Annotated in this window: 13 protein-coding genes and 1 tRNA gene; 9 read left to right on the plus strand and 5 right to left on the minus strand. The window is 65.6% G+C overall.

The genetic code is table 11. The features are described from left to right. Positions 1-62: 62 nt before the first annotated feature. On the minus strand, positions 63-9389 hold the full coding sequence (locus K940_RS28110; protein WP_036528462.1) for a type I polyketide synthase: 9327 nt from the start codon (positions 9387-9389) through the stop codon (positions 63-65). Positions 9390-9766: 377 nt separating this feature from the next. On the opposite strand from K940_RS28110, the gene K940_RS0112925 reads away from it, so the two are divergent. Together K940_RS0112925 and K940_RS28115 are read left to right on the plus strand one after the other, a co-directional pair. Continuing rightward, a tRNA-Leu gene (locus K940_RS0112925) sits at positions 9767-9848 on the plus strand. Positions 9849-9976: 128 nt separating this feature from the next. Then, positions 9977-11134: a site-specific integrase gene (locus K940_RS28115; protein ID WP_051407147.1), complete on the plus strand. Its 1158-nt coding sequence runs from the start codon at positions 9977-9979 to the stop codon at positions 11132-11134. A gap of 60 nt (positions 11135-11194) precedes the next feature. On the opposite strand, the gene K940_RS0112935 is transcribed toward K940_RS28115, so the two are convergent. From K940_RS0112935 to K940_RS0112945, 3 genes are read right to left on the minus strand one after another with little or no spacing between them, the layout of a single operon-like run. Continuing rightward, entirely contained in the window at positions 11195-12055 is an 861-nt protein-coding gene (locus K940_RS0112935; protein WP_369797505.1) for a helix-turn-helix domain-containing protein, read from the minus strand. Continuing rightward, positions 12016-12537 carry a DUF6879 family protein gene (locus K940_RS0112940; RefSeq protein WP_028477900.1) on the minus strand — a complete coding sequence of 174 codons (522 nt, stop codon included), beginning with the start codon at positions 12535-12537 and terminating at the stop codon, positions 12016-12018. The genes K940_RS0112935 and K940_RS0112940 overlap by 40 nt, the downstream gene beginning before the upstream one ends. Further along, positions 12518-12841, minus strand: a complete 324-nt coding sequence (locus K940_RS0112945; protein WP_028477901.1) for a hypothetical protein — start codon at positions 12839-12841, stop codon at positions 12518-12520. Before K940_RS0112945 ends, K940_RS0112940 begins: the two co-directional genes overlap by 20 nt. A gap of 387 nt (positions 12842-13228) precedes the next feature. On the opposite strand from K940_RS0112945, the gene K940_RS28120 reads away from it, so the two are divergent. From K940_RS28120 to K940_RS0112975, 7 genes are all read left to right on the plus strand, one after another. Further along, on the plus strand, positions 13229-13474 hold the full coding sequence (locus K940_RS28120; protein WP_036528464.1) for a hypothetical protein: 246 nt from the start codon (positions 13229-13231) through the stop codon (positions 13472-13474). After that, complete coding sequence (locus K940_RS0112955; RefSeq protein ID WP_028477902.1) at positions 13471-13692, plus strand: hypothetical protein; 222 nt, start codon at positions 13471-13473, stop codon at positions 13690-13692. Before K940_RS28120 ends, K940_RS0112955 begins: the two co-directional genes overlap by 4 nt. Beyond that, the gene (locus K940_RS0112960; RefSeq protein ID WP_028477903.1) at positions 13689-14075 is read left to right on the plus strand and encodes a hypothetical protein; all 387 of its coding nucleotides are present in this window, start codon (positions 13689-13691) and stop codon (positions 14073-14075) included. Before K940_RS0112955 ends, K940_RS0112960 begins: the two co-directional genes overlap by 4 nt. Before the next feature lie 238 nt (positions 14076-14313). Continuing rightward, positions 14314-14730 (plus strand): hypothetical protein, encoded by a 417-nt coding sequence (locus tag K940_RS0112965; protein ID WP_028477904.1) that lies wholly within the window; start codon positions 14314-14316, stop codon positions 14728-14730. Between the two features lie 79 nt (positions 14731-14809). Next, the gene (locus tag K940_RS0112970; protein ID WP_028477905.1) at positions 14810-15199 is read left to right on the plus strand and encodes a hypothetical protein; all 390 of its coding nucleotides are present in this window, start codon (positions 14810-14812) and stop codon (positions 15197-15199) included. Positions 15200-15230: 31 nt separating this feature from the next. Then, positions 15231-15449 (plus strand): transcriptional regulator, encoded by a 219-nt coding sequence (locus K940_RS31580; RefSeq protein WP_081706332.1) that lies wholly within the window; start codon positions 15231-15233, stop codon positions 15447-15449. A 176-nt stretch (positions 15450-15625) separates the two neighbouring features. Beyond that, positions 15626-16192 (plus strand): hypothetical protein, encoded by a 567-nt coding sequence (locus K940_RS0112975; RefSeq protein ID WP_155980841.1) that lies wholly within the window; start codon positions 15626-15628, stop codon positions 16190-16192. A 91-nt stretch (positions 16193-16283) separates the two neighbouring features. On the opposite strand, the gene K940_RS0112980 is transcribed toward K940_RS0112975, so the two are convergent. Next, a complete protein-coding gene (locus tag K940_RS0112980) occupies positions 16284-17261 on the minus strand; it encodes a hypothetical protein (protein WP_028477907.1) in 978 nt (325 codons plus the stop codon). Between the last annotated feature and the right edge of the window lie 6 nt (positions 17262-17267).

The following is a 17267-nucleotide window of genomic DNA, read 5'->3' on the forward strand; positions in this document are numbered from 1 at the left end:
CGACGTGCTCGGTCCATCGGTGGCCGATCCGGCCACGATGGGTTGCCCGATAGCGCTGTCGGTCACGCGCATCCGGACCCGTTCGCCCGATAGGCGCCATCCTGGGACAGGCGCGCGTGCCGTGACAACAGCACATCGGCCTCCAGTTGCCGAATCTGCTCGGACGAGGCGTTGTCTCCGCCGAGACGACGATCCGCAGGCCGCTCGTACAACGGCGCGCCACCACACATCGCCTCCACGATTCGCTGCCGACCCGCCAGCCGCCGCTGGTGCGCCCTGCGCTGGTATTCCTCGCGCCGCCCCGGCTCGATGGCCTGGATGAACGCCTCCGGGTGCACGACGGCGACCAGGCCCGAGACGTGTCCGAAGCCGAGCGAGGTCAGCAAGCCGGCTTTCAGCGGCAAGCGTCCGCCGAAACGCAATGGTTCACGCACCCACACCAGGTGTTCGAACTCGCTCATGGCGTCGTCGACGCAATCCAGACTGCGATTCGGCGGCACGACACCACTTTCCAACACCTGGCACAAACCGATCAGCTGGAACGCGGCTGCGCCGCCCTTGGCATGGCCGGTGAGGCTCTTCTGCGAAACGACGAACAGCGGGGCACCGTCCGACCGCCCGATCGCGGCGGCCAGACGCTCGTGCAACTCGCACTCGTTGGGATCGTTGGCCGCGGTGGATGTGTCGTGTTTGGAGATCACCGCGATGTCGTCGGGTTGTACGCCGAGACTGCGCAGCTCGGCGACCAATCGCGCCTCACGTCCGCCCCGGCCCGCGCCGAGGGCGCCCAAGCCGGGCGCCGGAATCGAGGTGTGGACCCCATCGGCGAAAGATTGGGCATACGCCACCACTCCGAGCACCGGCAACCCGACCTCCAGGGCGATGTCACCGCGGGCCAGCAATACCGCGCCGCCGCCCTGGGATTCCACGAACCCGCCACGACGGCGATCGTTGGCCCGGGAGAAGTACCGATCGCTGATGCCCTTGGCGCTCATGGCCGCCGAGTCCGCGGTAGCAGCCATATCACCGAAGCCGACGATGCCCTCGATTCCGAGATCGTCGTATCCGCCGGCGACCACGACCTCGGCGCTGCCGAGTCGGATCTTGTCGATGCCCTCCTCCACCGACACCGCGGCCGTCGCACATGCAGCCACCGGATGCACCATGGCCCCGTAGCTGCCCACGTAGGACTGCACCACGTGCGCCAACGTCACGTTCGGCAACGCTTCCTGCAAGATGTCGTTCGCAACCGGCTCGCCGAGCAGATTGTCCACATACAGCGATCGCATCGACGACATTCCGCCCATACCGACACCCTGTGTGTTGGCGACCAACGAGGGATGCACCCAGCGCATCAGTTCGGTCGGGCTGAATCCGGAGCCGATGAACGCATCGACCGTGCACACGATGTTCCACAGCGCGACCCGGTCGATCGAGGCGACCATGTCGGCCGAAATGCCCCATCTGGTCGGGTCCCAGCCGGTCGGGATCTGACCGCCCACAGTGCGCGACAGTTTGGCGCGGCGCGGCACACGGATCTCGGTGCCCGCCTTGCGGGTCACCGTCCAGTCTCCGGAGTCGGCCACCGGCGCGATCACCGTGTGCTCGGGGTCCGCGGCGTGGAAAGCGCGGGCCTCGGCCTCGCCGCCCACGGTGAACGACAGGTCCTTGTCGAGGAACACCGAGGTCATCAGAGGTGCGGAATTGTCGACCATAGCGCCGTCGTCCACGTAGCGCCGCACACCGCAGCGGGCGACCACAGCATCGTGGTAGCGCTCCGACAGCTCGTGCTCCGGCACGTAGTCCCCGGACGCGACGTCGTACCATCCGGGTTGCGGCTGGTCTTCCCAGGTCACCATGCCGGTGGTCCAGGCCAACTCCAGCACGCCCGCCGCCGACAGCTCATCGGAGACCTCCATCTCGAAGCGGGTACGCGCCGAACCATATGGTCCGAGTTCGCCGGCACCCACGATGACGACCATGTCGGCCGGGTCTGCGCTCACCTGGCCCCACTCGGGCACCGAGTGGGGCACTGTCGAGGTCGGTGGCGCAGGCAGCGCAGCGATGGTGCGTTCCTCGTCGGCGGCTTCGGGTTCGGGCGAACCAGGCGTTTGGGCGGCCAACGCGGACAGGTCCAACGTCGCCTTGGCCAGTCCGCCGGTCAGGTCGATCTGTTGTGGACCGGCCGCGGTCACGTCGCGCGCTCGCGCGGTGCACCATTTGAGCAGCTCGTCGGCCATCTCGGTGGTCGACCACGTCTGCACCCCGGCTTCCTCGACCGCCGCGACCAAGGGATCGTTGTGTCCCATCAGTCCGGTGCCGCGCACCCAGCCGATCATCGCGTGAACCATGGTCACCCGGGCTGCCCATGACTTCTCGACACGCCACTTCGCAACCACGGCGTCCAGCGCCGCCTTCGACTCGCCATAGGCGCCGTCGCCACCGAACAGTCCGCGGTTGGGGGAACCGGGCAACAGCACGTGCAGTTTCGCGTCCACGTCGTGGTCGGCGCCCAGTACGGACAAGCCACCGATCAGCCGCTCGACCGACCAGAGCAGGACCCGCATCTCCATCTCCGCGCGGGCGCCCGCGTCTGCGAGATCACCGGACACCCGGGGCGCCGCGAAGGGCAGCAACAGCGTCGGAGTCATCGCATTCTTGACGGTGATCTTGGCGCCGCCCGCCGTGTCGACTTGCTCGGAACCCACCCAGTCGATCAGCGCGTCGATGTCCTGATAGGACGCGGCGTTCGCCGGCACGACCCACAGGGCGGCGCCGTGGCGGGCGGAATCCCGGTACAGCTTCCGATAGAAGGCCAAGCGCTCGTCGTTCAACGCCGAGGTGGTAACCACCACCGTGGCACCGCCGCCGAGCAAGCGGCCCGTCACCGCGGCCGCGATGGATCCCTTACTGGCGCCGGTGATCACCGCGACCTCCGACGACCACGGTCCGGGCTCTTCGGTGCGCTGCGCGGCATCGGCAATGCGCTGATACCAACCGGCGAGCATCGACCGCGCCTCGTGCATCGCACGCCCTCGCCACCAGTTCGCTTGCGCGGCCACGGCTTCACCCGCTCCGAGGAATCCGGTCACCGACCCGTCGGCGCAGGTCGCGTCGTCGGCGAGCCACAGTCGCGCCAGATCCTCGCGCGCCGTAGCCCAACGGTCGTCCAACAGGACGGCCTTGCGCGCATCGAACGCCGGCGCAACCAATCGGGGCCAGTCCGGACCCAATTCGGCCGACACCAGCTCCACCAGCGAATCGTCGGTCGCCTCGGGTACGGAGACCCGTTCGGTGAGGCCGAGTTGATCGAGCACGGCCCGTGCGGCGGTGGCCAGCATGCCGTCGCGGCCGGTGATCTGTTCGGTGAATTCGCCCAGAGCGGCAGCGTCTACCGTCGCAGCCCCATTGCCCGCGGCGGCCGGCAACGTCACCGTGATACCACGGCGGGAGGCCACAGTCTGGACAGCGGCGTCGATGGCTGCATCGACCGACGCAGCATCACTCAATGCGCCGGAGACCAGACCACCGAGATCACCGCCGCGAACACTGACGCCCTCCCGGGTGCCCAGCGACACCTCGGCGGTGACATGACTGGCCCACCCGTCGCCGAGCTCCCAGACTTTGTGCACCCGCTCTGCAATGGCGGCCGGACGCTTGCCGGTCGGGCCGAACACCTTGCGCAGATGATCGCCGGTGGCGTCGCTGAGTACCGAGCCGAAGGGACGGTAGGTGCGCGCCAGTCGCTCCACCGTCGTCGACAGCGCGTTCATATCCGCGTCGGCCGCACCGTCGATCGCCCCGAGCGAGAGTTCGGACCCCAGGTCGACGAGCAATTGGTTGCGTCGAGAAGACACGCCGTCGCACAAGCTCTCGATGGTGTCCACCGGTCCGATCTGGTCCAATCGCAGTTTGGTCCACAGTGCGATCAGCACGCGGGTAGCGTCCGCCGCGGTGAATGCGATGTCGTCCGGTCGCGGAGCTGCCGCGCTCGAGGTGGGCACGGCGATCGGCGCCTGGGCAGCGGGTTCGACGACGGTGGAAGCCTCGGTCGCAACCGCACCCTCGCTCGACGTCGGCTCGTCGGCCGGAGCCGGGTCGGTATCGACCGAGAACACCACCTCCGCATCCCGCTCGATGTTGAGCACCTCGACCGGGGCGCCACCGAAGTCGGGCAATTTCAGTGTCTGGCTGGCCAAGTTGGCCACCGTCGGGGTGGCGCCGACGCCGACCTCGACGAATCGTTCGATGCCGAGACCACCGTGCGCGGTGTCGGTGAACAGCAGGTCCTGGGTCTCGATCCAGCGCACCGGGCTGGCGAACTGCCAGGCCAACAACTCGATCAGCACCACCCGACACAACTCCGACGGTCGGGCGGCCCAACTGTCGAAGTCGGCCAGTACCGCGGCCAGCGGCTCGGAAGGCACCAGATCGGCGATTTCCTGAACGAACGCCTGCTCCAGCGAGAACGTCTTGGGCACCAGGTTGGGGATATAGCGTCCGACCAGGATCTCGGGGTGCAGGTCGGCGGGCAGCAGCTGCTCGAGCTTGTGCCGAAACTCTGGGACGCCCTTGCGCAGGACGGTGGAATGGAACGGCACATCGATGCCCGGGACCAGGATGAACGCCCGTTTGCCGCCGAATTCCGCTCGACGCCTATCGATCTCCGCCTCCAGCGCCGACAATCCCGCCACGGTACCCGCGATGGCGTACTGCGAGCCCTTCAGGTTCAGATTGACCACCTCGAGGAATTCCCCGGCACGCTCTCCGATCCCGGCGACGAAGTCGACCACCTCGTCGTCGGGGAGCCCGATCTGAGAAGGCCGAATGGCGGCCATTCGATAGTCGCTGCGCCCGTGGGCATCTCGCGCCACCAATTCGTGCATGGCGGAGCCGCGTTGAAACACCACCTCGAGCACCGCCTCCAACGGGAGCACCCCGGCGACGGCCGCGAGCGCGTTGTACTCACCGACCGAGTGGCCCGCGAGCATGGCGCCCTCGATGAACGCGCCGGCTTCGCGAAGCTCCGCTACCTGGGCGACGCCGAGGGTTGCCATCGCGACCTGAGTGAACTGGGTCAAGTGCAGGACTCCGTCGGGATGCCGGTGCTCGACCCCGCGCGCCTTCAGATAGGTCGGATTGTCCCGCACCACCGCCAAGATCGAGAAGCCGAGCGCCGCTCGCGTGTGTTTGTCGGCGCGCTCCCAGACCTGCTTGGCGGCCTTCGAGCGCGTGCGCGCCGCCAGACCCATTCCCTTGCTCTGGATTCCCTGGCCCGGGAACGCGTAGACCGTCTTCGGCGCTGCGGTGCGGCCGGTGGCGGTCATCACCAGATCGCCACCGGTCCGGCAGGACACTTCGAGAATTTCACAGCCTGCATCGATCGCGATGCGCTCGACGCGTACGTCGATCGCCGCGCCGGGCCGGACCATGCCGAGGAAGCGGCTGGTCCATGCGGTCACTGTGCGTGGGGCGAGGGAGCCGCCCGGGGCGAGAGCCGACACGACGTGCTGAGCGGCGGCAGACAACCACATCCCGTGCACGATCGGACTCTCCAGACCTGCCAGCCTCGCAGCCGATGTACTGGTGTGGATCGGGTTGTGGTCGCCGGAGACCGCAGCGAAGGCATCCATGGCGCGTGGCGCGACGATGGTGGCGTCGCGCCGACGCCGACGCGGGGTGTCGGTAGCCATGTCGGATATCGTGCCCGCTGCGCGGGGTGGGTCGGTGAGTTCTCCGATGCCGTTGCGTCCGCGGATCGCGAACCTCTCGGTGAGTTCGGCCAGCACGGGCATGGACATTCCCGTCTCGGGCTTGTCCAGCATGGCGGTGATCCGCACCTGCACCTCGATCACGCGACCGATGTCGGTGTCCAGGGTTTCACCCACCTGTGCTCGCACGGCCAGCACGCTGGTTTCGGCGGGCAGATCCGCCATCAGGCGGATCTGGTGATCGAGGTGCACCAAGTCGAGCATGCCTTCGATGACGCGTTCGCCCTCTACGGCACGCGCGGCGCCGAGTACCGAGAACACCGCGGGCCAGCATGCGCCGACCAGCACGTCGGGCACGATGCGACCGAGTGTGCTCAGCGTGGCCGGCAGACCGGAGCCGGTGACGCCGGCATGGTCGGCGATGAGATCCGGGGTCCAGGCCAGGTTCAGGTGCGCGACCCGGCCCTTGACCTCCGGCAGGGCCTGCCCGGCAGCGACGGCCAGCAGGGCGGTCATAGCTTCGTCGGCATCGGCTTCGGTGACCACTGGGGCGCCACCGGTCCTCACCGATGTCGGCACGGATATCCGGATACGAATGACCTTGCCTGCCAACAGCGGAACGGTCAGCTGCAGATACGCGTGCTCCGGCTCGGGACCGGTGGTCTCGCCGAGCGTCGCGCCACTGGGCGAGTGCGTTGCAGTGTTCCCGTCGACGACCCAGTCGGCCACATCACCGAGGCGATGGACCGGGTTGATCGTGGTGCGTCCGGCCCACTGGAAGTCCGGCGCAGCCAGTACCGCATCGATCACACCGGATGTGAGGCCCGCGGTGCGCCGCGCGTCCGCCGGCATGGGCACCGCGCCGGCACGCAGCAGCGCGTGTGCGGTGTCTTGTTCGAACCGATCCAACAAGTCGCCCACCGGCTCGTCCACCCGGGTGATGCCCGCGACCGAAACCGTGCCCGGGATGACGCACACCTGGTCGGCCGAATAGCGCGGATCGTGCGCCTGCCACAGCGAATCCGACCGCCACCACCGACGCACGTCGCCGTCCACGACCGGGACGAAATTCACCGGCTTGCCCGGGGTCTTGCACAGCGACACGAAGAAGGGCACATCGGCCGGGTGCAGTATGGTCTGCGCCGCAGCCGGGTAGCGCTTGCCCAGCGTGCTCAGCGCGGAACCCGGGTCTTCGAACTCGTCGTCGCTGCCGAACAGTGTGGGAATCTCGCCGCGGTCGGCCGGATGCAGCCGGGATTCGGTGCGACGCATCATCTGCGCGAACCGATCCCGCCAGCTGATGTCGAGCCACACCGAGCGGGACGCTTCGGCTACGACGTCACCCAGGTCGCTGCCGCAGTCGAACGCGCTACGGCCATAGGTGCCGACTGTGAGTTCGACATAGCGCTCCAGCCACTGCAGATAGGTCATGGCCGCCAGTTCGCCGAAATACGGCTTGGCGGTAGCGTTCAATGCCTCGATGATCTCGTCCCGGCGGGCGGTGACGGCGTCGCTGTCGCCGGCGACCTCGTCGAGTAGCCGGCCGGTCCGGGAGGCGGCGTTGTCGACCTCGTGGATGTCGGCGCCGAGTTGGCTACGGCCCGAGGCCATCCCGCCGGAGGCGGTGCCTGCGCCCACCCAGTCGGGGGTGCCGGCGGTGTCCACCAGCAATTGCTTGACATCCGGTGCCGTGGTGGCTTCCAAGGTCGCCATTGCGGCGGTGCCGACCAGCACGCCGTCCAGCGGCATCCGCGGGTAGCCGTGCTGCACCGCCCATTCGCCGGTGAGGTACTGCGTCCCGCGTTCGGGGGTACCGATTCCGCCGCCGACGCAGACCACGACATTGGTGCGACTGCGCAGCTCGGCGTAGGTGTCCAGGAGCAGGTCGTCCAGGTCTTCCCAGGAGTGGTGCCCTCCTGCTCTACCGCCCTCGATGTGCATGATCACCGGGTAGTCCGGGACCTCGTCGGCGATTCGCAGCACGGCACGGATCTGGGCGACGGTGCCGGGCTTGAACGCGATGTGCGCGATACCCGCATCGGTGAGTTCCGCTATCAGGGCGACCGCTTCGTCCAGCTCTGGAATGCCCGCGCTCACCACGACGCCGTCGATCGGCGCCCCCGCGCTGCGGGCGCGCTGCACCAACCGTTTGCCGCCCAACTGCAGTTTCCACAGGTAGGGGTCGAGGAACAGGGAGTTGAACTGCACCGCGCGGCCAGGATGCAGCAGGTTCCTCAGCTCCGCGATGCGGTCGGTGAATATCTGCTCGGTGACCTGGCCACCGCCGGCCAACTCCGCCCAGTGACCCGCGTTCGCGGCCGCGGCGACGATCTTCGCATCGACCGTCGTCGGGGTCATTCCCGCGAGCAGAATCGGCGAGCGGCCGGTCAGCTTCGTGAAGGCGGTCTCGACCACGAGGTCCCCGTTCGGCAGCCGCGCCGGGCGCGGTGCGAACGCCGACCACGGCAACGACGGCTCCGGCGCTGCACCCGGGGTGAGCAGGCTGCGTTGTCCCATTCGGGTGGCGACGGGCACCATCCCGATCCCCGTGCCCTTCAACGTGCCCGCGGTCACCCGGGACAACAAGTCGCTCGGGCCCAGGTCCAGCACCCAGCGCGCCCCGGTGGCGACGACACCCTCGACGATCTCGACCCAGTCGATCGGGTCCACCAGAATCTTGCGGGCCAATTCGCCCGCCAACTCCGCGTCCAGACCACAGTGGGTGGCCCAGCCGATCACCACGTCGACGGTGTCGGCCAACGCGGGGTGATGGAAGGCCACATCGGCCGCCACGTCCTCGAAGACCGGAGCGAACACCGATCCGCCCCGAGTCTTTGCTTCCCGCTCGCGAGTCTGTTCGTCATGGATCTGCGCACACCGCTGGCGCACCCGCTCCAACTGTGCTGGCGAGCCGGACAACACCGCGCGCCGGCGACCGTTGCGGATCGAGACCACCACGGCCGCGGCCGGATCGACTCCCTCGCACACGTCCGCAACCAAGGTGCGCAGGCGCTCGGGATCGATATTCGACACCGCGAGCATCGGCGAACGCTCGCCCACCGGCATCAACCCACGCCGCCGCGCCACCAACCCGGCCGAGGCGCCGACCAGCTGAGCTATGGCCAGCAGCTCCGCGTCGCGCCGGCCACCGGCCTCGACCGCCGTAGCCGCGAGCAAGCCCTGTGAGTGCCCGACGATCACGGCCGGCGGGTTTTCGGCCGGGTCGAGGCCTTGCAGCCGCAACGCTCGCATTGCCGCCAGTTGAGTCAGCATGACCCCTGGCATGGACACCGCCGGCGAGCGCAAGACATGCTCGGAGGGCACTGCCGAACTCTCACTGTCCTCGGCATCGGCGAGTTCGCTCTCGAGAATCCAGCCCATCGGATCAAAGCCGACTGGCCGGGCCGTCAGCAACTGTGCCGCAATTGGCTCGAGCAACGTCGCTGCCTCGTTCACCAATGCAGTCAGTTCCGGTTCCAGCGCACTGTCACGCCCGATCTCTTCGAGCTCGCTCAGCCACCGGGCGCCTTGCCCACCGAAGGCGAGCGCGTAAGGCACGCCGCCGAGTAGACGATCCAGCAGTGGTGACCGCGCACCGTCTGTCGCGGTCTCCCCGGCGGGCGCAACCACCTTGGGCCCCTGAACGGCCCTGGTCCTGGTGCTCTGATTGATCGTCAAGACGCTTCGACTTCCTCTTCCATGCGACATGTCTTGGCAACATGTCGGCGCTCTCGGGTTCTCACACGCAATCGGTCTGCTATTGGCGAGAATGACACAAGATCATGAGGGAATCCTCATGTTTGCCAGCCGGCTGGAGCGCTACTGCGGAGTATTCATGTACGGCCGAACCAGAATGATCAGAAACATGACCCTTCCTCATGTTCGAACCTCCTGGTTGCAGGGCTGCTAACACGGGCGAAACATGAGCGCCCCTCATGTTGAAGGTTTTCAAATCGTTATAATCCCAGGTGAGGTTACTGACGAGTACGCCACACCTACCCAATGCTGCGCGATGACCGAAACGCCCGGTAGAGTTTGGACGGTCGTACCATCACGCGCGAGTGGCGAAATTGGCAGACGCGCCAGATTTAGGTTCTGGTGTCCACGGACGTAGGGGTTCAAGTCCCCTCTCGCGCACGACGAGCGTGCAGGACAATGCCGGTTTTTGCTGGCGTTGACCGGCACGGTCAACACCAGCGGTCAACAGAACGAGCATCTGAGGGGATGTCGGCGCACCTGTCCGACCGACCAGATGGGGATTTCTCGTGTCCAGCATCCGTACCCGCGTCCGCAAAGATGGCACCAGCTACCACTCGATCCTGTTCCGCCACCACGGCACCCAGTCCTCTCGCTCCTTCGAGGACTACCGCGAAGCCCTGAAGTTCAAGGACCTGCTCGACCGGGTCGGCCCTGACCGGGCTCTCGACATCATCGACGCCATCCATGGCGTATCGCAGACAGGTGTGCCGACCTTGCGCGAGGCGATCGATGACCACATCGGCGCACTCACCGGCGTAGAGAAGGGCACTAAATTGCGATACCGCCGGTACCTGGAAAATGACGTTGCAACATTCCAGGGCATGGCTGACCTGCCGATCACTGCAATCGATGCGAAGCTACTCGGCTGTTGGGTGACCCACCTCGAAGAGGACCGCGGTAACGCACCGAAAACCATTGCCAACAAGGCCAGTTTCGTTTCGGGCGTCCTGAAAGGACTGGCCGCCAAGGGGATCATTCCTGGAAACCCTTGCGCAGCTGTCCGATTGCCGCGCGTCGATCCAGCCGAGATGACGTTTCTCGAACAGGATGAGTTCGCCGCCATCGTCAAGGTCATCCCTGAGCAGTGGCGACCACTCACCATGTTCCTCGCCGCATCTGGGAGTCGTTTCGGCGAAGCCAGCGCCCTGACTGTTGGGGACATCGACATGAAGGCCGGAACGGTGCGTATCAATAAAGCATGGAAGTACACCGGAGGGCGCCGCCACCTCGGCCGCCCTAAGACCAAGAAAGGCAACCGCACCATCAACCTCGACGCCGACCTGATTGCTCTACTGCCCCTTGGACGCCCGCGCGACAAACTGTTGTTCGAGCACACCGAGCAGCAGGTTGAGGTGACTTGGTACTACCGGAACATCTGGACTAAGGCCGTAACCCGACTGTCCTCCGAGAAGGGCGATCCACTGAACGGCAAACGTCCGAGAATCCATGATCTCCGCCATACCTGCGCGTCCTGGATGCTGTGTGACAACATCCCGCTGCACGTGGTCCAGGCCCACCTCGGACACGAGAGCATCAAGACCACGAGTGATCGCTACGGCCACCTCGACCGCCGATCCGGCTCTGCTGCCGCCGCGGCGGTAGGCGCGAAACTGCCGATACCGCGCAAACCCGAGCTGGCCGTCGTCGATGGGGCGGTGGCGTAACAAGGCCCTCACCGAGTCGCCCCGTTGTGCATTCGAGGCGACTCGGAGTCGAGGGGGTCGTCAGCCCGAGATCGCTGTTGCGATCAGCGCTCCTGCATTGTCGGCATAGACAGCGCGTTCGGTGAGTGCGGCAAACACTCTGTCGTAGTACGCCAGTTCGCCAGGCTGCGTGATAGTCAACTGTGCAGTAGCAGTTTCGACGTGCACGCGACGCCGGTCGTACATTACGAAGTTGGTCACGGTGTACAGGAACTCGGCCGTCTTAGGCACTACCCCGAGAACCAGGCGCGTCAGGTCCATCAGCTCAAGCAGATGCTCGAGCTGTTCGATGCGAACCGCATCGTCGCCGACACCGGTATACAGCGCGGGCTCGCCGATCAGGAAATGGAATTTGTGTACACCCTCACGCAAGACCCGCTGCCGCTGCATGCGTGCCTCGACCGCCTCGGCAAGGTCGTCGGCACCGCCGACGAAGTCGATGCAGCGGCGCAGAATCGCCTCGGCATAAGCGCGGGTCTGCAGAAGGCCGGTTGGAATAAGCGGGTCAAACCCGCGCACAAGGCGGGTGACCCCCTCGAGTTCGATGCTCTGCCGCTGTCGCCGCGCATGGCCGCCAGCGACGACACGCTTCCATTCGAGGTACGCGGCATTGACATTGCGCACAGTGGCGACGAGGTCGGGTAGGGCAAGCTCGGATTTGGTGAGCTGGCACCAATCGGCTAAATCCTGCTCGGTGGGGACTTGGCGGCCATGCTCGATCTTGGAGACTTTGCTGGGTTGCCACCCGGCGAGGTCGGCCAAGCGGGCGCCGCTGAGGCGCGCTTCCTTGCGTAGCTCACGGAGGCGCGCACCGAGCGCCTGCTTGGCCTGTTCGACTCCGGTCACTTCTGGTATTGCTCGTGTGGCGTCGCTGCCGCCCACACCCGATCACGCACTTCGCAGGCGTAGGCGACTATGACAGGGTCGGTAGTTGCGGCGACGCCGGACCACCACTCGTTCTCGTCGAATATCGAGTAAGCGACAAGGTCGTCGTCGATCAGCCAGTAGTCATCGGCCGCGGCGTCGGCGGGGGCTGCCCTATTACGCGGCAACCACCGAACTTCCTCACCTGCAGCGATGTTATGCGAGGTCAGAGCCAACAAGTATCGCGTATAGGCACCGTGCGGCGTGGTTACTATGCGTGCTCGCTCGACCGCGACGCCTCGCGCGGAGGTCGCCGACACCAGTGCCGCCCACGGGTCGAACCACGGGCCACCGGGGTCGGTGGTCTCGTCGGCGAGAAACTTCGTCATCGCCGAATGCTCAGACGAAGACAGGTATTCGTCGCGGGTCTCCAAATGGAATACGCGATGTTTCGCACTCGCGAACAGTTCCGCCAGTTTTTCACGCTGGTATAGCCGCATCCGGCATCACCTCTCGTCCGATCGGCACCTCGATGGCGGCCTCGTGTCCGGGAATCTTCATGATCTGCAACGCTTCCGCATCAGTGACCAGTTTGCCTGTTACAAGGAACGTGCCGTGCCCGGTGTCCCTTAACCCGGTCAGGCAGGTTCCCATCTCCGCAAACATCAACAACCGGTGCGGGATTTCGACTTGGCTGGTGTGGTCGGTCTTCCATCCTTGAACAGCGAATGTGCTGCGGTCGGTAGTCCACAGACGTGGTGAACCGCCGTCGCCAGACCCGCCGCCGAGTAACCGAACATGCATATCGAAACCTCAATCGTGCGCATGATGGGTAGGTACCTTACCGATCATCGCAGTTCGAAGGCCATCCTGGAGAGTAAAGCAAGAAATTTCGAGAAATATCATGGCGGCGCTGGTACTCGAGTTTCTAGCGTCGATCCCAGCCCCGACGCCGGGTGATCCCCTTCCCCGGCGCCGGGTGCACTCCACATCCATGCAGCTGGAGGCACCCGATGGAAATTGTTCTCTCCCTTGTTCTTACCGCGCTAGCACTGGTCGCGGTTGCGGCCGCATCGCCTGGTACCACCCGTAGGCAAAGACACGGATACGGACACGGAGTAACCGTTTCCGAAATCCAGACCCGGATCGCGGCTGAACGTAGCCAGGTAAAAGTCGAGGTCGGGGGTTGCCATGACAGATGAAGCCCGCTCACACATCGACCTCGACGATGCACTACTCGACCGATCGGCACTGCCGTACGCGTGGCCACACGAGCGTCCCGACCGGCCGCTCACCGTGGAGGGTGCGCACCACGCCATGCAGCGACATGCCTCGTGCCCGATCGACATCTGCGCCCGCAAGCGAGCCGCGCACGATGTGCTGGTCGAGGCCGGTCACATCGTGCCGGACCCGCGTAACTCGAAGAACTTCCCGTGACCGCTACGACTGCTGACGACCACGACGATCGAGCAGTGGCGTGGCTGCAACGTGACGATGGCTCGTGGTGGGCGGTCGACGAGTTCGGGATCGCTTGGCCAGTAGAGGCATTCGCACTCACCAGGACCGATGTCGATGTGCAGGCCGCACTCGGCACGATAGGCGACCCGATCGACGTGGCCCCGCTATCCGTCTTTGACACCGAGGCCGACTGGTGACGGCCGCAGCGGCCGCGCTTGCCCAGCCCGACAAGCGTGATGCCGGGGTGCGCTGGTACTACGGGCTCGGCGTTTTCGCGATGTTGTCGGGTCACTCATACGACCAGCTCGTGGCGTGGCGCCACAGCGAGCGGGTATGGGTGCCATCGCCCGATATCGAGGTGGGCCGGTGGCCGGGGTGGTCACTGGCGTGCATACGCGCGTGGTCGCCGGACGGCGAGCCGTTCGTGCGACCGCCTGCCGTACGGTTCCTCGCGGCCGCCGAGGTGGCGCGGCATTGGCGTATGCGGCGCCAGGCGCTGTGGGCGCGTATCCGCGATGGCTCGATCGCTGGCCCGGTCGTGTGGATCGATGACCGGCCCGGGTGGCGGTCGACACCGTGAGCAGGACCGCGTTTATGCTGATCATGGCATCCCGTATGGGGTTGTCGTGGCGCCGGGCCGGTGGTGACCGCCAAGTTCCTTGCCGGCCCGGCGTTTGTATCCCCTTCATCTTTGGTTTGCCTAAAACCTCCACACTTTGAATCCTCAGGATGTAACATAGAGGGGTAAGCGAGACCCGGACCAAGGACTTGGCGGTCACCGGCCCGGGAATCACACGACAACCCTGGAAGGCCACACCATGCGAAAAATAGTTGCGAGCGGAATTGCGGTCATTGCGGCCGTGATGCTGCCTAGCACCCCCGCGGCGGCGGAGGGTGATTTCGGCGGCGGCGGTTGCCGTGGTTACTGGCACCCGCTCGAAGAGGTGAACGGGACCTTGGAGTGGGGCGTCGAGAGCCACTGCGTGGGGACCGGCTGGATGCCGCACATACTCGAAGTCGAACTTCAGAAGGGGCACCACGCGCTGTTCTTCTCGACAGTCCTCACCGAGAAGTCCCCGGGGTACACCCAAGGCAGCCCTGATATCAGCCTGCACTACCCGACCTCATGTACAGATGCCACCGAGGCCACCTACCGCATGAAGGTCTACGTGACCGCAGGTAGCCACACTGGCAACTGGCTCAGCCCCGAATACACCGTCCCCTGTGACGTGTAACTGCATCACCCCGGTCTTCCCTCCCGTACTCACGGGAGGGAAGACTGGTCTCTACCGCATCCCCGGAAAGGACACCTCAATGCCAGCTACCACTGCGCACCAGTCGTGGACCAGCCCGACCACTCTTGCCCGCTACACCTTTCCCCAGTTCGTGAGCCAAGGCAGCGGCGGCCTGCGGTCCTGGCTGTCGCCGATCATGTCTACCCCCATCGGACTCCAGTTCAGCTATACAGCCATATCCGACGAGGTATCGCTACTGCGCCATGAGGTAGACATCAAAATCCTCGTCGACGGCAAACCGGTTGCGGTCACATCGGGCGCCTCCAGCACCAGCAACACCCACTCTCACAGCGACTTCATTGTCCGCAACCCAGCCCCGACCACCCTCGACCGCTCCGTGCATGTGGTGATCACTTTGACCGACATCCTTGCCGGCATCACTCACACCACTGATTTCCAACTGGTGTGACCCAAGGGCGGCAGACAGTAGCGTTGCCGCCATGGCGGAAATCACGGCACAGCAATGCGTGGAGATGCTGTACTCGGCGACGGGCCAGCGGATCACCGCACGGACTTTCCGCTCCTACGCCCAGCGTGGTCACGCCCCGGCTCCGGAGCGGCATATAGGACGCACACCAGTGTGGGACGAGGCGACGATCGCGGCGTGGATTCGCAACCGGCCTGGGCAGGGTGCACGTACCGACCGGCACCGCGACTGATAGGCGGCGGCGTGTAGCACTTGTGGCCCAGGTGTTCTCGCGTTGCCGCTTTCGCGTTAGGCACCTACCGTGATGTAGCGATCTACATCACATGATCATTGGTTCTCAACTCTTCCACGGCGGACGGATCTGCAGCGCCAACTGTGGTTTCAGCGAGCCAACAGAGGGGATTTCACGTGTCGCAGCAGCAGCAACCGCCCGGTGGCCACTCAAAGGTCATGCCTGACCAGACGCAGCGGCGGCGTATCAACAAGGTGATACTCGGCGGGTTCGGTGCCGCGATGGCGCTAATTGTCGTGATTGTCGTAGTTGGCGCGGTGGTTGGTGATAGTGGGGGGCAAACGGGCAGCGAGCCATTGCCAGCCGCTACGCCTCAACCACCGATGCCAGCGCAGGCAGACCAAACCGGCCGGCCCTCGGCAGATCCGCGGTGCGCGCCTGCGTCCCAGTCCGTTGTCGAGCTCGTTGAGTCGGGACTCACCCAGGCCGGGACACGGCTGGAGAACGTTGTTGTGATCACCAGCGGAACGACATTCGTCGCGGCGTCGATCCTCGGCCAGGATGAGTCAATGGTCCAGCGCGCCAACGCATGGGTACTCCACGACGGAACGGTGTATGCCGCCTCCAGCGGGGCCAGGCGCCACACGATGTGGCCGAAATCGGCGGCGATCGGCATCGGCTCCACCGATGACGACGTAGAGGCTGTGATTGCCTGCGTGTTGCGGACCTCCTACGAGCGCTGACCTATTGACCTATATACGAAACGCGCCCCGCCAAGTCGGCAGGGCGCGACCGTTTCGGGCTGCCGTCCTCTCTAGGTGCCCTCGCGTGTGGTCAGTCGGTGACACGGACGTGCGATGTGGCGCCGGACTGCAGTGATAGGTATGAGAAGCCGGCCGATCCGATGGCGTAGAGGGTGATGAGGTCACCATCTGCCAGCGCAATATCCTGCGCGACGCTCACGGTGGCTGAAGACTGAACCGGAATTGGGGTGTCGGCGCCTTCAACAAGCACCGCACCATTGTGGTAGATCGCCACTCGGGCACTAAGGCTAAAGATGCTACTGGAGTTCGCGATCGTGCATGATGCGGTGATCGTTGCGGCGGGGTTGTCGCCGTGGACGACAAGGGCGTGCTCGGCGACAACCGATCCGGGGTAGCCGGTGGTGTCGGCGACCCAGTCAAGTATGTGCGCCCAGGCAGTGGTGAGCGTCTGAGTTCCGCTCTTGTTCATGCCGGCAGGTCGGAACGTTATGAACTGTGGCGTGGGTGCGCTGCCGATCGTGACGGCGGGTGGGGCGGCGACAACGACACCACCAGAGAACACGGGTGCGGGTGCGGTGCCCGTGCCTACCGCGTGGGTGCTGGTCACGGTCACACCGGTCATTACGCCGGGCAGTGGAACGGTTCCGGCCGAGGCTGCGGCAGCCGCCTCGATCACCGTATCGCCGACGCTCGGCGCTGGGGCCGTTCCGATACCCACTGTGGCCGAAGCTGCGATAACCACCTCGGCCCGCACGATCGGTGTTGGCGTGCTGCCGGTCGCCACGGCAGCCGGGGCAGTGGCGGTGATGCCGCCGGCGAACACGGGCGTGGGTGTGGTGCCCGTCCCGGCGGCAACTGGGATCGTGATGAGCACACCGGTCCGTGCGATTGGTTTGGGCGTAGCGCCGGTCGAGACGCCGGGCGGCGGCATGATGAGCACCGGCGTGGTCCCGTCCCATACCAGTAAGTCGCCGAGGTACAGGTACAGCACGTTCTCGTCGCCGAGCCGGACATCGAGCGGCGAGATACCGCGGGCGTAGAACGCCATCGTCTA

Source organism: Nocardia sp. CNY236, assembly GCF_000482385.1.
In the GTDB taxonomy this organism is placed as follows: Bacteria; Actinomycetota; Actinomycetes; order Mycobacteriales; family Mycobacteriaceae; genus Nocardia.